This window comes from Photobacterium japonica (assembly GCF_050337005.1).
Lineage (GTDB): Bacteria > Pseudomonadota > Gammaproteobacteria > Enterobacterales > Vibrionaceae > Photobacterium > Photobacterium japonica.
Genome location: NZ_JAKJSN010000055.1, coordinates 17,383 through 35,401, shown reverse-complemented (window position 1 = coordinate 35,401; position 18,019 = coordinate 17,383). Strand labels below are relative to the sequence as shown.

Below are 18,019 nucleotides of genomic sequence, written 5' to 3'. Positions count from 1 at the left end.
CTATAATGCACCATATTGAGACTATTAATAATTATTTATAGTCATGAATCTTCTATATTAAAACCGCCCTCCGGCGGTTTTTGTTTTCCCGCGAGCGGAAATGTTGGATTGACTCAGCGATCCCCGCCTTGTTCAATAAGACGATTCGTAAAAATTGGGGGTGGGGTATGGAACAGCAGCAGGAGATCTTCAAAACCGAAGCGGCAGAGCTTGAACTGTTGATTAACAGCGTGTCTGAAATTGCTGATGATAACGTACGTCAGCGTTGGCCATCCACTCTGCAATCGTTGAGTGAGGTGCTAAATAGTGAACTCAAACGCGCCAACATTGAAGCACCGCATCTGGCCGATAAGCTGACCATAGCCCTTGGTCATTACTTCGGTGGTCGTGACATCTACATCCCCACGGGCACCAAATTAAAATCCGCCCTGCGTAATATCGCCATCTGGCGTGAATACAACGGCCGTAATATCGAACAGCTGGCAAATCACCATAAGCTGACCGAACGCCAAATCACTGAAATCATCCGCGAACAACGACAGGCTGAAGTGAAGCGCAGGCAGCGGGAGCTGTTCTGATTTTCTATCTGCTCGGATAGAGGCAGTAATGAGTAGTGAATTATGTATAAGAAGTGGGGACTTGCTGAGGATGTTTCACTTAGGGATAGCTGAATTAGCCTCCCTATGTGAAACAGTTTAAGTGAAGAGGATAATTATTGTAATTTGCAGGATTTTGCAATTTGAAGAGATAAGAGACCAAAGATTAATCCACCGACTACAGTACCAATAACTTTGTTTTCTTTGGCTAGTGCATACCCGATTGTTCCTCCAATTACGGCCCCAGAAGTTGTTGCGACTAGCTGTGGGCTACTAGGAACCCCAGTTATGACTTTTGATGCAAGATGCTCACAATTATCAAATATACAGTAATCTTTTGGGTTAGAAAGAACATTGATGATCCTTTGCTTCATCGTATCTAGTTCAGAGACATACTCCTTAGTGACGTTCACTTTTTGGTTTTCGGCAAACTGTTCAAATGATGATAAATGTGCGCCGCGTTCAGGGGTATTGTGAAGGATGGCTTGTCTTCCACAAGTAAATTCAAGCAGCAACCCCGCATGTGCCACCATCCCACTGGCTTTTTTTCTGTAAACCTCTTTGACAGATTCAAGATTCAAAGTTTGTAGTTTAGTTAGTTCCATCATATTTTCATATTTCCTTGTTTATGTTAAAATTGTCAGTACATTCTGTTTTGTACTCATATTCGCATTTCGAATGTGGCGTATGAAACCATGTTATATTCACCATGTCAACAGGGGGTGCTATGAAACAGTTGGTTACTTATAATGCTTTAGTTGGTTATGAGCTTGAGAAGCAGAGAAAGAACCTAGGGCTAGAGCAGGCCGATTTGGTAGAGCGCACGGGGATGTCCCAGCCTGTTTTATCCCGGGTCGAGAAAGGAAAAGCATCAATAACCATAGACCAGTTATTTTTGTTATGTGAGGCGTTAGATATTGCGCCATCGGATATTATCGGCAAAGCACAGTCAGGTGTTGATGTACTAAAGAAAGAAGAAAGCATCGCAATTCAAACAACGAAGCAAGCGACGCAGCAATCAAGTCAAGTTGGTGCCGTATTAGCTGGAGCCGCATTGGGAGCCGTGCTTGGGGTGCTGTTGACAAGAAACAAGTAAATCTATCCGATAATCCCGAATCCCTTCCAACCCACCAACCGCTCCACACCCCATACCATCCCTGTAATCAAACAATTTACAGGGATGCCCATGAAAACCCTCACTCTCAAGCGTCGCCATTTTAGTCACGGCACGTTTTCAACCTTACATACTCAAGATGGCAAGCAGGTTTGCTGTATGGTCGAGCGGCCTTGGCAAAACAACCAGCCCAATGTCTCTTGTGTACCGCCAGGTACTTACAAACTCATCCCACATCAAAGCAATAAATTTGGCACCTGTTATGCCCTTGAAGCGCCAACGCTTAGCGTTACCCGTTACGGGCCAAGTGTTCGCACTCACTGCCTGATCCATAAAGCCAATCGCCCCAATGAACTGCAAGGCTGTCTTGCGCCTGGTACTCACTTTGGCGTCAGCCGTGGGGAATGGGCGGTGATGAACTCCACCGAGGCCTTTAATGGTTTGATGACCCTGCTTGCTGGCGAGACTTGGCAGCTCGATATCATCGAACACTAAGGAGGGATGTGATGGATCCGATCACACTTATTAGCTTGGCATCTTCATTACTTAAAGCTGGCCCGACGCTTATTAAAACGGTGGGCGGCTTGTTTGGTGAAAAGAGCGGCCAGACGGCGGTCAAGGTGGCCGATGCGGTCGAGCAGATCAGCGGCTCGTTATCTTCGCCGGAATCTCAGCAAGTCAAAATGGAACAGCTGGTGAAAACGCTGTCGCCAGAAGAGATCAGGCAGCTGGAGAAAATCCAAGTTGAGTTGGCACAAATTGATGCCGAACGTGAAGCCCGCCAGTTGGAACATGAAGAAACTATTTTCTCTGTCGGGCAAGCAACCATTCAGCGTGGTGACCAATCAACCAGCGACAAAGTGGCGGCATGCCGTCCGAACCTGGCTTACATCAGCGCGTTCTCCGGCTCGATTTACGTCATTGGCGCGGAAGCCTTGCAGGCCTTGGGCAAAGGCGACGGGCCTGACATGGTGATTGCCGGGATCATGTTCGCGTTGGCGACCGCTTATATGGGTATTCGTCACCGAGAAAAAGGCCAAGGCACGGCGACATAAGCCTGGCAATTTAAGGCGTACCTACACAAGGAATGAACCACATGTCAGATGTCGTAGACAGGGCCGCTGTCGAAACGGATGCCTACATCGCCGCTTGCATCTACCGACAACGCAAGCCGGTGGAAATCCCGGATGAAGATAATGACGGGCGCTATTGCCTGGGCTGCGGGGTAATGATTGATCCGCGCCGGCTAGAAAAAGCCCCCGAGGCGGTGCGCTGCGTGCCGTGCGAATCCATCATCGAGAAGATCGGCAATAAAGAGAAAGGGAAACATGGACGGTGAACTGATCAAAACCTGGTGGCCGATTGTGGTGGTAGCGGGAGGCTTAGCAGGGGCAGGGGTCTTTGCCTGGCTATCGAATCGCTTTGCCACCAAAGCCGATCACAGCAAGCTGGCAGATCGGGTGACGGCGATAGAGAAAGAGCAGGCCAGCTTGCCGTCTCGGGAAGAGTGGCACCAGATGGATAAAAACGTGGTGAAAGTGACCACCCAGAATGAATCTATTCTCGCCTCGATGAAGAGTATCGAGAATCGGCTGGCCATGTTGTATGAAAACGAATTAAGGCAGGAGCAAAAATAATGGCGATCACGCAAATTCTCCGAGAGCACCAGCGGCTGGTCATTTTGCGCCTGCTGTCTGAGGTGCCGGGGTATGACTTGAACGAGTCAATTATTCAGGATGGGTTAGACCGCTATGGCCTAGACATCAGCCGAGACGCCTTGCGGGCCGCGCTGGAATGGTTAGCGGAACTGGGATTGGTCACGCTTGAAAAGTTAGGCTCCACCTATATCGCGACCTTAACCGGGCGGGGGGAAGAGGTCGCAAGTGGTCGTGTCACCGTGTCGGGCATTAAAAAGCCACGTCCGGGAGAGTGACATGAATGACAAGACCGAGAATAAGAAAGAAGACAAGCTAACCCGAGGCCGCCGCAGCAAGATTGATTTGCTGCCCGAGACCGTGAAACGGCTGCTCGATGAGCTGCTGCGTGATGGCCGCAACTCCCAACAAGATGTGCTGGATGCGGTGCATGATCATATCGACCAGCTCGGCCTGCCGGAAGATCTCAAACCCTCACGCAGTGGCCTCAACCGTTACGCCACCCGCATGGAAGCCATCGGCAAAGATTTGCGGGATGTTCGCGAAGTCTCTCAGGCGCTGGTGGCCCAGCTTGGTGATAAGCCGACCGGAGAAGTGTCCAAGCTCATCCTTGAAATCGGCCGTACCCAGCTATTCAAAGCCATGATGAACGCCAATGAAAAGGATGGCGAAGTTGATATCGGCATGATCAAAGATGCCATGCTGGCAGCGCAGCGTCTCGAAAGTGCCGCGATGTCGAGCCATAAGCGCGAGAAGGAAATCCGCAAAGCGTTTGCCGATGAAGCGGCCAAGGTCGCGGAAACCGTCGGCAAGAAAGCCGGACTGACCGCTGAAACTGTCTCCAACATCAAGAAAGAAATCTTAGGGATAGCCTGATGGCCAACGATGCTCGTCTCCTCGAAACTCGTCACTCTAAACGCGATACGGCTTGTGCCTTTGATCCCGATGAGCTGCTGCTGGGTTACCAGAAACGCTGGATTGAAGATGATTCAGTGCTCAAGATTGCCGAAAAATCCCGCCGAACCGGGCTGACCTTTGCCGAAGCGGCAGATTCTGCATTAAGTGCTGGTGCAGCAAAAGGCGAGGGCGGCAGCAACGTATTCTATGTCGGCTCGAACAAAGAGATGGCGCGAGAGTTCATTGATGCCGTCGCCATGTGGGCCAAGGCGTTTAATAAGGTCGCCAGCGAAGTACAAGAAGAAGTGCTGGCCGATGAAGACAAAGACATCCTGACCTTTGTGGTGTACTTCGATTCCGGTTTCAAGGTGCAGGCACTCAGCTCCAACCCATCCAACCTGCGGGGGATGCAGGGCACAGTCATCATTGATGAGGCCGCGTTTCATGATCGTCTGGCCGAAGTGCTCAAAGCCGCGCTGGCCCTGACCATGTGGGGCGCGAAGGTGCGTTTGATCAGCACCCATAATGGCGTGAGCAACCTGTTTAACAGCCTGATTAATGACTCGCGGGCAGGCAAGAAACGCTACAGCGTCCACACCATCACCTTGGATGATGCCTGTGCCGAAGGGCTGTATCAGCGCATCTGCCAGGTGCAGAAAATCGAATGGTCACAGGAAAAAGAAGACGAGTGGAAAGCCAACCTGCTCAACGACACCGCCACCGAAGACGATGCGTTAGAAGAGTATTACTGCGTCCCCAAGGCATCCAGTGGCCAGTATATCCCGTTGGTGCTGATTGATTCGGCAATGACCCGAACCACTACCGCAGAGCCGGGCAAAGACTCCGCGCCCATCCTGACTATCGAAGCCCCCAAAGGCTTCATGGAATGGAGTGACGGCCAGCGAAAATTATACGTCGATGACTGGTGTAAACAGGTGTTAGAGCCGGAATTAAACAAGCTCGATGTCAGCCACTCCCATGCCTTTGGTGAAGACTTTGCCCGCAAAGGCGACTTGTCGATATTTGTCCCGTTGGCGATCCGCAAGAACCTCAGCAAATATGTCCCGTTCGTGGTTGAGCTACGCAACATGACCTATGACGCCCAGCGCCAAATCCTCCATTACCTGCTCGAAGCCTTACCCAGAAAACGCGGCATGGCCTTTGATGCCACCGGGAACGGCGGCTACTTGGCAGAATCGGCTGCCCTGAAATACGGCACCGATATGGTGGATCAGGTCTCGCTTAACGACCCGTGGTATCGCGAGTGGATGCCCAAGCTCAAAGCCGAATTTGAAGATCTGAACCTAGAGCTGCCACGCCATGAAGATATCAAGGATGACCTCTGCCATATCCAGGTGATCAACGGTGTCCCGAAAATCGACAAGGGCAAAAGCAAAGGCCAAGACGGCAAGCAGCGCCACGGTGACTTTGCTGTTGGACTGGCGATGGCCGTGCGTGCCAGCTGGATGGATGGGGCCGCGATTGAATTCACTCCGCTGCCGGGTAAAAACGCACAAAGCGACGACGATGACCTCGATGATATAGGCAGTGCGTTGGAATCTGGCTGCTATTAAAAAGCCAATCTTCAAGGAATAAGAATATGGCAACATCACCCATTGTCGATTTATGGGGCCGTCCCATTGAAACGGCCGATCTCGACGAACAACAAACCGAGTCAGATTCTCGTCTTACTCCCCTTAAACGCCACTTTGCCGAGCATCCCTCATCTGGGCTGACCCCGATGAAACTGGCGGGCATCATGAAGCGTGCCGAAGACGGCGACTTAATTGCCCAGTGCGAGCTGGCCGAGGATATGGAAGAGAAAGACGCCCATATCCAGTCAGAACTGGCCAAGCGCAAGATGGCCCTGCTCAATATCGACTGGAACATTCGCCCGCCTCGCAATGCCACCGCCGACGAACAGCGCGATGCCGACATGCTGCAAGAGCTGCTGGAAGACGCGACTTGGCTGGAAGATGCCTTTTTCGATATGGCCGACGCGACCCTCAAGAGCTTTTCCAACCTCGAACTGCGCTGGGATGTGGTCGAGGGCATGCAGTTGGTAACTGGCTACGATCATCGTGACCCGTCTTGGTTTCAGACTCACCCCGATAACCGCAATCACTTACGGCTGCGAGATGGCAGCCATGAAGGGGCAGAACTGAACCCCTTCGGCTGGATAGCCCACACCGCCAAAGCCAAATCAGGCTACCTAACCCGCCGTGGCTTAGTGCGGGTGTTAGCCTGGCCGTTCCTGTTTAAAAACTACAGCGTGCGCGACTTGGCCGAGTTCCTAGAGATCTACGGCTTGCCGATACGGCTGGGCAAATACCCGGAAGGGGCGACCGAACGCGAGAAGGCCACCTTGCTGCGGGCCGTGATGTCGATTGGCCATAATGCGGGCGGTATTATCCCTAAGGGCATGGACATTGAATTTAATAATGCCGCCGATGGTGCGAGCGATCCCTTCATGGCCATGGTGAGTTGGTGTGAAAAATCCCAGTCCAAAGCCATTCTCGGTGGCACTCTAACCAGTCAGGCCGACGGCAAAACCAGCACCAATGCGCTGGGGAATGTGCATAACGAAGTACGGGAAGAAATCCGCGATTTTGACCTGAAACGGATAGCCGCCACCTTAACCCGTGATCTGGTGTTTCCGCTCTATGCCCTCAATGGCAAAAGCTACCGCACCCGTCATCGTATTCCGCGCTTTGAATTTGACCTCACCGAAGCGGAAGACATTCAGATGTTATCGACCGCCTTACCGGGGTTGGTGCAATTGGGGATGCGTATTCCGTTAGCCTGGGCGCACGATAAAACCCAAATCCCCCAAGCCAAAGACGGCGAAGCGGTACTGGGTGCGCCAAGTCAGCAGAACATGCCACAAGTTGAGTTGAAAGGGTTGGCTGTACTGAAGGCGTTAGCTGAGCAGAAAGATACCGCCGAACTACAAACCGAACGACTACACCAAGAGGCGGGCGGTTTGCTGGCAGCCATGGTGGAGCCAGTGCGGGAACTGGTCGCAGGGGCAACCTCGCTCACCCAACTGCGTGATGACATTCTGGCCTTACAAGGTGTGATTGGCACCGAAGAGCTGGGCGAGGTTATGGCACAAGCCATGGCCGCTGCCGAGCTGGCAGGCATCAGTGATGTGAAGGATGGCAAGTAATGCCAGTGCAATACGGCAGCCTGCCGTTCAAAGAGCAGATCGCTTTCTTTCGCCATAAGGCTGATGTCCCGTCAGAGCGTTGGGCCGATGTATGGCAGAACGCCCACGACCGGGGCTTTATGGTTGCCGGAGCCATGCAAACTGATTTGCTGGCCGACTTTCGCCAGGCGGTAGATAAAGCGATAGCTGAAGGGAAATCCCTCGGCTGGTTTAAAGGCCAGTTTAACGACATTGTTGAACGTCACGGCTGGACGCATGCCGGAACTGCCAGCTGGCGGGCGCAGGTGATTTACGAAACCAATATTCGCCAGGCTTACACCGCAGGGCGAGAACAGCAGATTGAACAGGTTAAGCACCGTCGCCCCTATGGCATTTATAAGCACTCGGGCGCAGAGCATCCCCGCCATGAGCATTTAGCCTGGAACAATTTGGTGATCCCGCTCGACGACCCGTGGTGGGAAACCCATACCCCAATCAATGGCTATGGTTGCAGCTGCAAAAAGCTGACTGCCAGCGAGCGAGACTTAAAACGGCTTGGGCTTACCGTCACGGGTGCGCCCAAGGTCACCACCTATGAATGGATCGATAAGGTCACTGGGGAAGTGCATCACATCCCCAAGGGAATAGATCCCGGCTTTGATTACACCCCCAAGAGCAGCGCCCAGTTAACCAATAAAACAAAAACGCTGCTCGATAACAAGCCGCCACTGGCACAACGGCTAACCCCTCGTATCGTTGATCATGCGTTCTCGACCGTCAAAGGGGTTGATGCCAGCGGGATCAGCACCTTACTGGCCGAGTTGGATACCCCGCAGGTCGCCGCCTTTGCGCAGGTGCTGAAAACCCATGACCTGAAAACCTTGTTTCTCAAAGCAGGGGAAATGACAGGAACCAAGAAAGGCCGAGCAATAGCCGAGGATGTTGAGGCTTATCTACAGTCTGGCGCAGCGTACTCGCACTGGAACTATACCGCCCGTAAGATCAATCGCACCAATGGTTTTACCTCCCGCAGTTGGAACCATGTGGTGGTTAAAACCAAAGCCAGTGATAAGCTGGCTAAAGTCGATGCCTTGCAGCTGCGCGATGTGATTGCCGCCGCGATTAGTAAAGGCAAAACGGATATGCGGTACTGGTCGTTTTCAGCCGCAGCAGAAAGCCAGCTAAATGCCTCTGTGAAAAACAGCTCGGCCAGAATAGCGGTTACTTGGGCACACGAAATGGGTCATCAGGTCTATTTTAAAGCCGGACGCCCGTCATTGCCGCCAGAAGTTAAAGGTAGGGGATCGCTAACCCGTTATGGTGGTCGTAATGATGATGAATGGTTTGCCGAACACTTTGCGGCTTGGTTGTTATCCCCCCAAGCGCTGGAACAAGCCTTGCCCGATGCTTATGGCTTCATTGGTGAGCTGGTCGATAAAGTCGGTATGTAAAGGAAAAGGAAGGTCTGTAAATGAAGGAGCAAGCCAGATGGACAAATTAGAACAAGCGGAAGCACTGTTTAAACAGCCTTTAACCATTGAATCGCTACGTCAGTTAGATGCCTTAGAACGCCAAGCAAGAGGGCAGGAGGCAGACTATATCGGCGAGTTATGGGAAGCCGTCTTTGCTGCAGCCGATGAAACCCTGCTTAACCAAGCCCGAGAAGAAGGGCTGCTGTAATGGCCGGGGCGCGCTATACCATCACCATTGATGGCCAAGAGGCGATCCAAAAGCGGATTAACCATCTACTGCAAGCCGGAACAAACCTACAACCCGCTTTTCAGGATATCGGCGAGATGCTGCTCATTAGCCACTCAGACCGCTGGGAACGGCAGGTATCGCCAGATGGTGTGCCTTGGGCTGCACTGAGTGATGACTATAAGAAGCGGAAGAAAAAGAACCAAAGCTTGATCCTCGTATTGAATCAGCACCTAGGCCGAGAGCTGAATTACCTCGCATCCCCGCAAGCCTTCGAGTTCGGCACCAACTCTGAATACGGCGCAATCCATCATTTCGGTGGCAGCCTCCTCTCTCAAGGAATAGCGCGCCCACAAAACGCCGCCATTCCCGCCCGTCCCTGGTTAGGTGTTTCGCAAGATGATATCAGCGAGATCTATGACATCCTCGGTGATTTTCTGATGGATAAGTAAACGTCCTGTAATCGACGCTAAGCGGTTAGCAACTGATGAGGTACAACGGCTTAGGTGAAAAGGAGTTAAACACCCTTGAAGAGATTTAAACGGGGTGTGGCGGGGGGTTGATCAATGTTTTCTAAGGTAAGTCATTATCAGATGATAAAATTTTTTGTTTAAGATACGAAACTTAGTTTTAATGACATAATGTGATGCAAAGTGCTTGATATGCAGCTGTATTACAAAAAAATATTCATCTACCTTAGCCAATGGATTAGTATTAGCTGAAAAGAATTTCATAACTAAACAGGTACTTACTAAACAATGTCTAGTAGCTTCTTCTACCTCCAAGTAGAAAAAAACGAAGAGAATAATGCTCTATTGACATCTTTGGAGCAATTCTCAGCAGAGAATATGAAACAGGTCTATGTCCTTGATAGACCTTTAGGTGATGCTAAATATAGCTATCATTATGAGCATGCTTTAGTGCTATTAGCTCCAGATCACAAGCTTACGTTTGTTAATCTTGGTAGTGAAGATGATGATTTCGAAGAATTTGTTGAAGACTTTATTGAGGATTTAGGTTCGATTTCAGATAAATATCGTTATAAAGACAAAATTGGTCGTCCTCGAAAATGGAGAGAGGAATTAATTAATGAAATTGATGCCTCGGATATTGATGATTGGAATGAGTTCTTTAGAGATATATATCTTGATGACCCTAAAAAACAAAAAAAATCAGAGTTACTCATTTCGTTACTGACTGGCAGTATCAATGATATTGAGAAGGTAAAAGAAGATGTACCTGATAATGTATTAGATAGAGTAAAACAGAAGATTTTATTATTTGATGGAGATCAAACACGCTTCATTTACCAAAAGCCTAATAAAAACACAATTCGTATTCAAGGTTTATCAGGAACAGGTAAAACAGAGTTGCTTCTACATAAACTTAAAGAGCTTTATGTGTCAGAAGAAAACTCTGATAGTCGAATTATGTTTACTTGTCATAATAAAATTTTAGCCGCTAGTTTGTATAAGCGAATTCCTGATTTCTTTGACTTTATGAAGGTCGAACAGCAGATTCTCTGGAATCAACGGTTATGGTGTGTAAGTGCTTGGGGGTCGCAATATGACAAAAACTCAGGTGCATATAGTTATATCTGTGATTTTTATGGAGCTCAATTCTATCGATATAGTAAGTATACATCTTTTGATGATGCATGTAAGAATACAATTAACCATTTGAAAAATAATGGTTCTATAGCTGAATGTGGGTATGCATTTGATTATGTATTATTAGATGAAAGCCAAGATTTCCCTGATTCATTTGTTGAACTTTGTCAGTTAGTTACAAGTAAAAATGTATATGTTGCAGGTGATATATTTCAGAGTATTTTTGATGAAAATTTAGTAAGTGAAATCGAGCCTGATTTCTTGTTGAGTAAGTGTTACCGTACAGATCCTCGGACTTTAATGTTTGCCCACGCATTAGGAATGGGACTTTTCGAAACACCTAAGTTACGTTGGCTAGAAGATAAAGAGTGGCTTGCTTGTGGTTATCAGCCATTAAAAAATGGTGATAAATATGAATTATCAAGAGAGCCACTGCGTAGGTTTGCTGATGTGGTAGATGAAGATCATCCAAGTGTTGAAATTGTCCGAACGAGTGCAAATCTTAATGAAACATCAGAAACAAAAATTATTGATGTTATTAAACGAATCAAAAATGAAAACCCATCGGTAACTGTTGATGATATTGGAATTATTTTTATTGATAGTCACGATTATGTTTACAGCACAGCGGATAATCTCTATTTCTCTATTAAGCAAGAGTTTGGTTGGGATGTTAATAAAGCTTACGAATCAAAAAATAAGATTAAAGGTGCATTGTTTGTAAGTAATAAAAATAATGTTAAGGGCTTAGAATTCCCATTTGTTATATGCGTAACTAAAAAAATCAACAATTATCAAAGTTATAGAAATGCTTTGTATATGATGCTTACTCGTTCTTTTTTAACTAGTTATTTACTAATTAATGAAGAAAGTAATGTCGGGCTATTGGCCAGCATAGAAGGCGAGTTGGAAAACATCAATAAAACTGGGAAACTGGTCATTAAAAAACCAACAAAGGATGAAATACAGCAGATAAAAACGACTATAAAATATACGGATCTTACTAAGTCGTTTTATGACTCTGTTTATGATTTATTTGATGAATTAAGTGTGCCACTCGAGTTTAGAAAGCAATTTTATAAGATTATTCAACAGACTGTTGGCGATGGTTTTGAACGAGAAACAGTAATAAAAGTTATTGAATTTAATAAGAATTTGCTTTCTTAAGGGGTTTTTTGTTGAAATCGTTTACTATACCAATAGCGGAAGCTCATGTTGATCTTTTTTTTGCACCGATAAGGTGCAAAAAAGATATTATCAGGTTGTTAATGCATACTGTGAAGTATGTTCATAGCCATATTAAGATTAATGGAGAAGTTAAGAGTAATTTAAAAATAATAATAGATGATATGAATCGGTTTATTTATGAGTCAGAGGATAAGATATTCTCTATTCGTTCGCCTTTTCATGTTCGTGAAGAGCAAGATAAATTAATTTTTTATACGAATAATATTGCTGATGTTGATAATGTCATATCATCACGAATACTAACTTTTTTAAACGATGAGCGCTTTGATTCGCCTAATTGCTTAGAGTTTCTGGAGCCACTAGAGGAATTATTTGAAAATGTAGATAGGATTTGGGCGTTTGTACATGAGTTAATGTTATTTGAAGATGGTTATCTTCGTTATGACTATGATCCTACTAATGAAGATGGGAGGTTACATCCATTATCTCATTTAGATGTTTGTTACACCACAGCGTCAACATTTAAAGTTGGGACATATCATACTCCGTGTGTTCATTATTTTGAACAATTGCTAGATAATAAGTATGAGGCAAAGTATTTAGAAAAAGCATAATAATATAGAGTTTTGTCGTTTTATAACATCGTTCTTTTAGTGGAATTTTGACGATATATTTTATACTTGATCATGTAAAGATATTAAATACTCACGACAAATGGATTTCAACTTTACCAATTAGGCTTTTACATTAGAGATTACAAAAATCCCGAATCCCTTCCTTCCCAGTTAATCCCCTCATAGCGCCACACTGGCGCTATGAAAACATCAAATCTCACTCACATCGCCCAGGCAGTGTTATCTGCCAACCTAACCGGTAACGTCGCGGTTCTGGTCGCTGACCTTAACCATCACGACAACGGCTGGGTACAGCTGCTGCCAGCAGGGCCATTCAAAGCCCGTGACGGTCGCCCCCATGATACCGAGGACGGCTACTGGCACTTAGATGCCACTATTGCCGCGCAGATGATTGCCGCCACTAGGGCTGCTGCCCCCAAAGTGCTTATCGACTACGAGCACCAAACTCTGCATGCCGCCGAGAATGGCAAACCCGCTCCGGCCGCAGGCTGGCTGACGAGTGAGACCGACATCGAATGGCGTGATGGTCTCGGCTTATACATCAAGCCGGACTGGACAAGTAACGCCCAAGCGCACATCGACAACGATGAGTATGCGTTTCTCTCTGCTGTTTTCCCCTATGACAAACAAGGCCGCCCGCTATTGCTGCGCATGGCCGCGATCACCAATGACCCCGGTGTAGTGGGCATGGAATCGCTGGCCGCGCTGTATGCCGAAAAGTCGGCGGACTTCTCTATTAGATTCAATTCTCACAGTGCCGGTGTCGGTACTGAAATCAACCTATACGGTCAAATGGAGGATCGTGACGTGGATAAAATACTCAAAGCCATGCTTGCCAAGCTGGGCATTGAACCCAGCGGCGACACCCTGAGCAAAGAACAAGGGCAAGCCGCCCTGACGGCGCTGGATACCCTGCACACCAAAGCCAATGAAAGCGGTGAGCTGAAAAGCCAAGTCGCGGTGCTGACTGCCGAAAAAGGCAAGGCGATTGACCTCACCCAGTATGTCCCGATTGGGGCTTACAACGGGGTAGTGGGTGAACTGGCGGTACTTAAAGCGGGCTCTGATACCAACGGCATCGAGTCGGTGATCAAGTCAGCCAAGGATAAAGGCCAGATTGTTGAGGCGGAAGTCGATTACCTGACCCAGTTCGGCCAGCAGCAAGGCGTGGCTGCATTAACCGCGATGTTGCAAAACCGTCCGGCGATTGCTGCCCTTACGGCGCAACAAACCACGAGCCAGCAAACCAGCGTCACCTTTCAACAACAATCCCAAGACGATGACGGCCTGACCGCCGAAGAGCTGGCCGTTCTCAAGGCCTGCGATCTCGACAAAGCCGCGTTCTTGGCCGCCAAAAAGGACAACAGCTAATGAGCGAAGCAAAACGCAGTGGCACCCGCCGTGATTATCCGGTGAAAGGGGGCCAGTACATCGGCGGTAACGTGGTGGTGATGCTGGCAGCAGGATTGGCCGTTGGGTTAGCCAGTGCCGCGCCGGGTGATAGCTGTGCAGGGGTGTCATCACTGGGCATCGACAATCGCCACGGCGTAGACGGGGAAAGTCGCATCGGGGTCGAGGTCGGTGAGCATAAGTTTCAAAACAGCGGCGATATCATTAATGCCAGTGTCGGCAGCGATGCGTTCTTTGCTGATGAACACAGCGTGTCATTGGATAGCGCCACCAACACACGACCTAAAGCCGGGGTCATCACCCAAGTGGATGACGACGGGGTCTGGGTGTGGTTGGGGATCCAATAGCAGGGCGTGGCAGTTAAATCGGGACCAAATAGGGATCAAATAGGGACGCGCAATAGCGCAGGGAGAAGTAACAAGTGGATATTAATCAGAAGAATTTAAGCGCCCTTTATACGGCGATTAAAACCGCGTTTAACACTGGCAGCGGCAGCTATACAGCGTTGTGGCCGCAGTTCGCCACCATGGTGCCATCGTCAACCTCGGCGGAAGCCTATACCTGGCTGGGACAATTCCCCCGCCTGCGTGAATGGGTCGGGGATCGTCAGGTCAAGAAACTGGCCAGCCATGACTACACGCTCAAAAACAAGAAGTACGAAAGCACCGTGGCCATTCCGGCGGAAGCCATTGATGACGATGCCTACGGCGTGTTCATGCCGCTGTATCAGGAAATGGGCTATGCGGCGGCATCGCACCCCGATGAAATGCTGTTTGCCTTAATGGCAGCGGGCTCTACCACCAAATGCTACGACGGCCAGTATTTCTTCGATACCGATCATCCCGTGGTTAACCCTGAAACAGGCAAAGAGGCATCGGTCTCTAACATGCAGGCAGGGGAGGGAGACGCTTGGTTCCTGCTTGATACCCGTCGTCCGCTTAAGCCGTTCATTTACCAAAAGCGCAAAGACTACCGCCTCAACGCCAAGACCGATGCAGGCCAGTCGGATCACGTCTTCATGGCGGATGAATATGTCTATGGCGTCGATGGCCGCGGTAACTGGGGCGTGGCGTTCTGGCAGCAGGCGTTTGCCTCCAAGGCTGAACTGACCGATGCCAACTTTGATAGCGCAGTCGCTGCCATGATGGCGTTCAAGTCAGACGAGGGCCGCCCATTGGGGATCATGGCCAGCGTATTAGTCTGCGGCCCAAGCAATCGCAGTGCCGCGAAGAAAGTGCTGGAAGCGGAAAACAAAGCCCAGGGCGAATCCAACACCAACTACAAAGCCGTCGAACTGGTCGTGGTGCCTTGGTTGCCCTAATGACTGAGCGGAGCCGGAGTAGCGAGTTTAGAGAGTCGAAAGCTTAGCCTTTCTCTACTCGCTTCTCGTTCCTAGTCCCTGCTTTTGGTTTTGCTACAGATAAACGGAGACATTCATGTTATGGAAAAACGTAATCTCATCACTCAAGCCCTTATTGTTAAAAGCCTGGCACACAATGGCTATCGCCGTGCTGGGTTGGCGTTCAAGGCCGGTGAAAATACGCTGGCGGCTGGCACGATCACCCATGCGCAACTGGCCATGCTGGAAGCCGACCCGCGTATGGCGCTACTTGGAACAGCACAAGATGACCCAGCGCCGACAGCTCCGGCTGACGATACGACAGGGGCTTTGGTTCAAACAGGTGTATCTGACGGCGTAACCAAGAAAAAGATGGCTTCCGTCAAAACAAGCACCACCCAAGCAACCACAAAGCCGAGCAAGTAATAGGACGGTATGAGGCAGGGCAGGCGTTGCTTGCTCTGACTCTAGTCCCTCGTCCCTAACGACTAGCCCCTAATTACTCGTCCCTAAAACCTAGCCCCTAACGGCTTTAAACAAGGATCGCTTATGTACTGTACCCGTGACGACATGGTTGCCCGCTTCGGCGAAGAGGAATTGACCGAGCTGACTGACCGTGACGGCAACGCTGGCGGCATTGTCGATAGCGTGCTGGATCAGGTGATGGACGATGCGAGTGCCACCATTGATGGTTATCTCGGCGGCCGCTATGACCTGCCATTGCCAGTGGTGCCACGGGTACTGACGCGCACCGCATGCGATTTATCCCGCTATTACCTGTATGACGATCAACTGGGTGATGAGCATCAGGCCGCCAAGCGCTATGCCGAGGCTATCGGTTATCTGGAAAAGGTTGGGCGCGGGGTGTTGCAGCTAGGGCTTGACCGCAATAACCATCAACCGGTGACCCACAATACCGCGATCATGACCAGTGCAGGTTCGGTGTTTAGCCGTCAGAACGGCAAGGGCTTTATCTGATGGATGATTTTATCTGATGGAAGATGTAGTGGCACTGACGGTGGCCCGACTTAAGGAAGGCAATCCGCCGTGGAAGGATGTCAGCGAGATTGATGCCCTGAGTCAGCTGGATTTGAAGAAATCCGGCACCACCCGAACCCCTGCGCTGTATGTGTTTTTGGTAGGGGAAACGCCAGGGCCGGATGTTCGAGGCTCCGGCGCTTACCTGCAATCACTGACCGCCACCGTCGGGGTGGTGATTGTGGATACGTCACGCAATGGCAAGCCGATTGACCTCCAGCCTTTACGCCAGGCATTGCGAAAACGGCTGTTTGGTTGGTCGGGTTCGGATGCGTTCGAGCCGTACTGGCTCGGCGGTGGTCGTTTGCTGACGATTGAAAGTGGCCGGGCGAGCTGGCTGGATAACTTTGTAACTGAATATACCGAGGATCAAAACGCGTATGGCCCGTAAAAACAGAAAGAAAATTATCGGCTTTGGTCTGGAAACTAGCTACGGCCTTGATGCTTTTACACCGGATGAAAACGGTGTTCCAGGCGCAGTCATGCAGCATGTGCTGGGGCGTGAGTTCTCTATCACCCCATTAGCCGGTGAGTCACAGAGCCTTGAATATGACAACGGGGCGATGGGGCAATCCCCGCAAATCATGACTGAAACCTTCGTCACGGTGGAATTTACCGTGGATTTAGCGGCCTCGAACGATCCAGCCAAAGCCGCGCCATGGGGCGACTTGATGAAAGCTTGTCTGCGAACAGTGGAAGAGAACGCGGCCCAGTCAGAGACGTTTTACCGCATTGACGAAGAGGCAATCGGCAGCCTGACGCTCTATTTCTACCAGTCCGGCACCTTGCACCAGATGGTAGGGGCGCGGGGCAGTTTGTCTTTCACCGCACCGGCTAAAAACTTTGGCGGGATCAAGTTTGCATTCACCGGCTTATTTGCGCCAGTGACTGCCGCTAATAACCCCGTGCCGGATTTCAGTGCCTGGGTAACGCCGCTCAAGATTGGGGTGCAGCACTCCAGCTTTACCATTGATGGCACCGCCGCCAAGTTGATCTCCCTCGAATACGACCAGGCCAACCAAGTGCCGTATCAGGAATACGTCGGCCATGAGGAAGTGATGATCACTGATTATCAACCAACCGCCACGATTGTCATCGAAGCGCCAAAGCTCTCAGAGTTGGATGTGTTCGCGCTGGCTCAGGCTGGGGTAGAGCATGAGTTGGTATTCAGCAATGGCCCAGTGGGCAATCAAGTGGGCTGGCAAAGCTCGCGGGTGCAGTTTGGTCGCCCGAGCTATGGCGAGCAGGAAGGCACCCAGACCTACAGCATCCCATTGACGGTAATCGCCGACAGCGACCAGTTTTTTACCCGTTAAACCCTGTTTAAACACCTTTTAAATCAGTAAGGACGTTAACCATGTTTCAGTTAGTGAAAGAGCGCATTGTTAAAAAGTGGCCCATCACCATTGCGGTGCCGATGGATGGCGGCAAGGTGCAAACCTGCGATATCACTTTGGATTTTAAATTGGTGAACAGCGATGAGTTCCGCAAGCTGAGTACAGAGAGTGATAGCAAACTGTTTAGCGAGGTGGTGTTGGGTTGGAGTGGTATCCATGACGAACACGATCAGCCGTTGCCATTCACCCCTGACAATCTGGCGGCGGCCTGCCAAAACCAGCACTTCACCGCTGGAGCGCTGCAAGGCTACATGAAGGCGATGAGTGGGGTTGCCAGCACAAAAAACTCCTAGA

At 49.6% G+C, this 18,019-nt stretch carries 24 protein-coding genes; 23 read left to right on the top strand and 1 reads right to left on the bottom strand.

Going from position 1 to position 18,019, the window contains the following annotated elements; genetic code table 11:
* The first annotated feature begins 167 nt into the window (after positions 1-167).
* Positions 168-578 (top strand): Mor transcription activator family protein, encoded by a 411-nt coding sequence (locus L4C36_RS18920; RefSeq protein ID WP_428479361.1) that lies wholly within the window; start codon positions 168-170, stop codon positions 576-578.
* 134 nt (positions 579-712) lie between these two features.
* Here L4C36_RS18920 and L4C36_RS18915 read toward each other — a convergent pair whose 3' ends face one another.
* A complete protein-coding gene (locus tag L4C36_RS18915; protein WP_428479360.1) occupies positions 713-1,204 on the bottom strand; it encodes a hypothetical protein in 492 nt (163 codons plus the stop codon).
* A gap of 119 nt (positions 1,205-1,323) precedes the next feature.
* Between L4C36_RS18915 and L4C36_RS18910 the strand changes: the two genes are divergently transcribed.
* The 22 genes from L4C36_RS18910 to L4C36_RS18805 all read left to right on the top strand — a co-directional run bounded on the left by L4C36_RS18910 (position 1,324) and on the right by L4C36_RS18805 (position 18,018).
* On the top strand, positions 1,324-1,692 hold the full coding sequence (locus L4C36_RS18910; RefSeq protein WP_428479359.1) for a helix-turn-helix domain-containing protein: 369 nt from the start codon (positions 1,324-1,326) through the stop codon (positions 1,690-1,692).
* A gap of 90 nt (positions 1,693-1,782) precedes the next feature.
* A complete protein-coding gene (locus L4C36_RS18905) occupies positions 1,783-2,205 on the top strand; it encodes a DUF5675 family protein (RefSeq protein WP_428479358.1) in 423 nt (140 codons plus the stop codon).
* An 11-nt stretch (positions 2,206-2,216) separates the two neighbouring features.
* Positions 2,217-2,765, top strand: a complete 549-nt coding sequence (locus L4C36_RS18900; RefSeq protein WP_428479357.1) for a hypothetical protein — start codon at positions 2,217-2,219, stop codon at positions 2,763-2,765.
* Between the two features lie 41 nt (positions 2,766-2,806).
* On the top strand, positions 2,807-3,049 hold the full coding sequence (locus tag L4C36_RS18895) for a TraR/DksA C4-type zinc finger protein (RefSeq protein WP_428479356.1): 243 nt from the start codon (positions 2,807-2,809) through the stop codon (positions 3,047-3,049).
* Entirely contained in the window at positions 3,039-3,347 is a 309-nt protein-coding gene (locus tag L4C36_RS18890; protein WP_428449844.1) for a DUF2730 family protein, read from the top strand. Before L4C36_RS18895 ends, L4C36_RS18890 begins: the two co-directional genes overlap by 11 nt.
* On the top strand, positions 3,347-3,643 hold the full coding sequence (locus tag L4C36_RS18885; RefSeq protein WP_428449845.1) for a VpaChn25_0724 family phage protein: 297 nt from the start codon (positions 3,347-3,349) through the stop codon (positions 3,641-3,643). Before L4C36_RS18890 ends, L4C36_RS18885 begins: the two co-directional genes overlap by 1 nt.
* Position 3,644: 1 nt before the next feature.
* A complete protein-coding gene (locus L4C36_RS18880; RefSeq protein ID WP_428479355.1) occupies positions 3,645-4,241 on the top strand; it encodes a DUF3486 family protein in 597 nt (198 codons plus the stop codon).
* Positions 4,241-5,836, top strand: coding sequence for a terminase large subunit domain-containing protein (locus tag L4C36_RS18875; RefSeq protein WP_428479354.1), 1,596 nt, complete (start codon positions 4,241-4,243; stop codon positions 5,834-5,836). Before L4C36_RS18880 ends, L4C36_RS18875 begins: the two co-directional genes overlap by 1 nt.
* Positions 5,837-5,862: 26 nt before the next feature.
* The gene (locus L4C36_RS18870) at positions 5,863-7,431 is read left to right on the top strand and encodes a DUF935 domain-containing protein (protein WP_428479353.1); all 1,569 of its coding nucleotides are present in this window, start codon (positions 5,863-5,865) and stop codon (positions 7,429-7,431) included.
* Complete coding sequence (locus L4C36_RS18865) at positions 7,431-8,861, top strand: phage minor head protein (RefSeq protein WP_428479352.1); 1,431 nt, start codon at positions 7,431-7,433, stop codon at positions 8,859-8,861. The genes L4C36_RS18870 and L4C36_RS18865 overlap by 1 nt, the downstream gene beginning before the upstream one ends.
* Before the next feature lie 37 nt (positions 8,862-8,898).
* Entirely contained in the window at positions 8,899-9,090 is a 192-nt protein-coding gene (locus L4C36_RS18860; RefSeq protein WP_428449850.1) for a hypothetical protein, read from the top strand.
* Positions 9,090-9,560, top strand: a complete 471-nt coding sequence (locus L4C36_RS18855; protein WP_428479351.1) for a phage virion morphogenesis protein — start codon at positions 9,090-9,092, stop codon at positions 9,558-9,560. Before L4C36_RS18860 ends, L4C36_RS18855 begins: the two co-directional genes overlap by 1 nt.
* A 306-nt stretch (positions 9,561-9,866) precedes the next feature.
* A complete protein-coding gene (locus L4C36_RS18850) occupies positions 9,867-11,885 on the top strand; it encodes an STM2767 family DEAD/DEAH box helicase (protein ID WP_428479350.1) in 2,019 nt (672 codons plus the stop codon).
* Positions 11,886-11,896: 11 nt separating this feature from the next.
* Complete coding sequence (locus L4C36_RS18845; RefSeq protein ID WP_428479349.1) at positions 11,897-12,520, top strand: STM2766 family helicase-associated protein; 624 nt, start codon at positions 11,897-11,899, stop codon at positions 12,518-12,520.
* 201 nt (positions 12,521-12,721) lie between these two features.
* Positions 12,722-13,912, top strand: coding sequence for a phage protease (locus tag L4C36_RS18840; protein ID WP_428479348.1), 1,191 nt, complete (start codon positions 12,722-12,724; stop codon positions 13,910-13,912).
* The gene (locus L4C36_RS18835) at positions 13,912-14,298 is read left to right on the top strand and encodes a hypothetical protein (RefSeq protein ID WP_428479347.1); all 387 of its coding nucleotides are present in this window, start codon (positions 13,912-13,914) and stop codon (positions 14,296-14,298) included. The genes L4C36_RS18840 and L4C36_RS18835 overlap by 1 nt, the downstream gene beginning before the upstream one ends.
* Positions 14,299-14,372: 74 nt before the next feature.
* A complete protein-coding gene (locus L4C36_RS18830; protein WP_428479346.1) occupies positions 14,373-15,272 on the top strand; it encodes a Mu-like prophage major head subunit gpT family protein in 900 nt (299 codons plus the stop codon).
* Positions 15,273-15,392: 120 nt separating this feature from the next.
* The gene (locus L4C36_RS18825) at positions 15,393-15,716 is read left to right on the top strand and encodes an HI1506-related protein (RefSeq protein ID WP_428479345.1); all 324 of its coding nucleotides are present in this window, start codon (positions 15,393-15,395) and stop codon (positions 15,714-15,716) included.
* Between the two features lie 123 nt (positions 15,717-15,839).
* Positions 15,840-16,268 carry a gp436 family protein gene (locus L4C36_RS18820; protein WP_428479344.1) on the top strand — a complete coding sequence of 143 codons (429 nt, stop codon included), beginning with the start codon at positions 15,840-15,842 and terminating at the stop codon, positions 16,266-16,268.
* A 16-nt stretch (positions 16,269-16,284) separates the two neighbouring features.
* Positions 16,285-16,719: a phage tail terminator protein gene (locus L4C36_RS18815; protein ID WP_428479343.1), complete on the top strand. Its 435-nt coding sequence runs from the start codon at positions 16,285-16,287 to the stop codon at positions 16,717-16,719.
* Positions 16,709-17,644: a hypothetical protein gene (locus L4C36_RS18810; protein WP_428479342.1), complete on the top strand. Its 936-nt coding sequence runs from the start codon at positions 16,709-16,711 to the stop codon at positions 17,642-17,644. The genes L4C36_RS18815 and L4C36_RS18810 overlap by 11 nt, the downstream gene beginning before the upstream one ends.
* Positions 17,645-17,685: 41 nt before the next feature.
* Positions 17,686-18,018, top strand: coding sequence for a hypothetical protein (locus L4C36_RS18805; RefSeq protein ID WP_428479341.1), 333 nt, complete (start codon positions 17,686-17,688; stop codon positions 18,016-18,018).
* Position 18,019 lies beyond the last annotated feature (1 nt).

Excerpts from the sequence above, each read along its gene's own strand:
- L4C36_RS18920 (WP_428479361.1), top strand. The coding sequence starts at position 168 with ATGGAACAGCAGCAGGAGATCTTCAAAACCGAAGCGGCAGAGCTTGAA.
- L4C36_RS18915 (WP_428479360.1), bottom strand. The coding sequence starts at position 1,204 with ATGATGGAACTAACTAAACTACAAACTTTGAATCTTGAATCTGTCAAA.
- L4C36_RS18910 (WP_428479359.1), top strand. The coding sequence starts at position 1,324 with ATGAAACAGTTGGTTACTTATAATGCTTTAGTTGGTTATGAGCTTGAG.
- L4C36_RS18905 (WP_428479358.1), top strand. The coding sequence starts at position 1,783 with ATGAAAACCCTCACTCTCAAGCGTCGCCATTTTAGTCACGGCACGTTT.
- L4C36_RS18900 (WP_428479357.1), top strand. The coding sequence starts at position 2,217 with ATGGATCCGATCACACTTATTAGCTTGGCATCTTCATTACTTAAAGCT.
- L4C36_RS18895 (WP_428479356.1), top strand. The coding sequence starts at position 2,807 with ATGTCAGATGTCGTAGACAGGGCCGCTGTCGAAACGGATGCCTACATC.
- L4C36_RS18890 (WP_428449844.1), top strand. The coding sequence starts at position 3,039 with ATGGACGGTGAACTGATCAAAACCTGGTGGCCGATTGTGGTGGTAGCG.
- L4C36_RS18885 (WP_428449845.1), top strand. The coding sequence starts at position 3,347 with ATGGCGATCACGCAAATTCTCCGAGAGCACCAGCGGCTGGTCATTTTG.
- L4C36_RS18880 (WP_428479355.1), top strand. The coding sequence starts at position 3,645 with ATGAATGACAAGACCGAGAATAAGAAAGAAGACAAGCTAACCCGAGGC.
- L4C36_RS18875 (WP_428479354.1), top strand. The coding sequence starts at position 4,241 with ATGGCCAACGATGCTCGTCTCCTCGAAACTCGTCACTCTAAACGCGAT.
- L4C36_RS18870 (WP_428479353.1), top strand. The coding sequence starts at position 5,863 with ATGGCAACATCACCCATTGTCGATTTATGGGGCCGTCCCATTGAAACG.
- L4C36_RS18865 (WP_428479352.1), top strand. The coding sequence starts at position 7,431 with ATGCCAGTGCAATACGGCAGCCTGCCGTTCAAAGAGCAGATCGCTTTC.
- L4C36_RS18860 (WP_428449850.1), top strand. The coding sequence starts at position 8,899 with ATGGACAAATTAGAACAAGCGGAAGCACTGTTTAAACAGCCTTTAACC.
- L4C36_RS18855 (WP_428479351.1), top strand. The coding sequence starts at position 9,090 with ATGGCCGGGGCGCGCTATACCATCACCATTGATGGCCAAGAGGCGATC.
- L4C36_RS18850 (WP_428479350.1), top strand. The coding sequence starts at position 9,867 with ATGTCTAGTAGCTTCTTCTACCTCCAAGTAGAAAAAAACGAAGAGAAT.
- L4C36_RS18840 (WP_428479348.1), top strand. The coding sequence starts at position 12,722 with ATGAAAACATCAAATCTCACTCACATCGCCCAGGCAGTGTTATCTGCC.
- L4C36_RS18835 (WP_428479347.1), top strand. The coding sequence starts at position 13,912 with ATGAGCGAAGCAAAACGCAGTGGCACCCGCCGTGATTATCCGGTGAAA.
- L4C36_RS18825 (WP_428479345.1), top strand. The coding sequence starts at position 15,393 with ATGGAAAAACGTAATCTCATCACTCAAGCCCTTATTGTTAAAAGCCTG.
- L4C36_RS18820 (WP_428479344.1), top strand. The coding sequence starts at position 15,840 with ATGTACTGTACCCGTGACGACATGGTTGCCCGCTTCGGCGAAGAGGAA.
- L4C36_RS18815 (WP_428479343.1), top strand. The coding sequence starts at position 16,285 with ATGGAAGATGTAGTGGCACTGACGGTGGCCCGACTTAAGGAAGGCAAT.
- L4C36_RS18810 (WP_428479342.1), top strand. The coding sequence starts at position 16,709 with ATGGCCCGTAAAAACAGAAAGAAAATTATCGGCTTTGGTCTGGAAACT.
- L4C36_RS18805 (WP_428479341.1), top strand. The coding sequence starts at position 17,686 with ATGTTTCAGTTAGTGAAAGAGCGCATTGTTAAAAAGTGGCCCATCACC.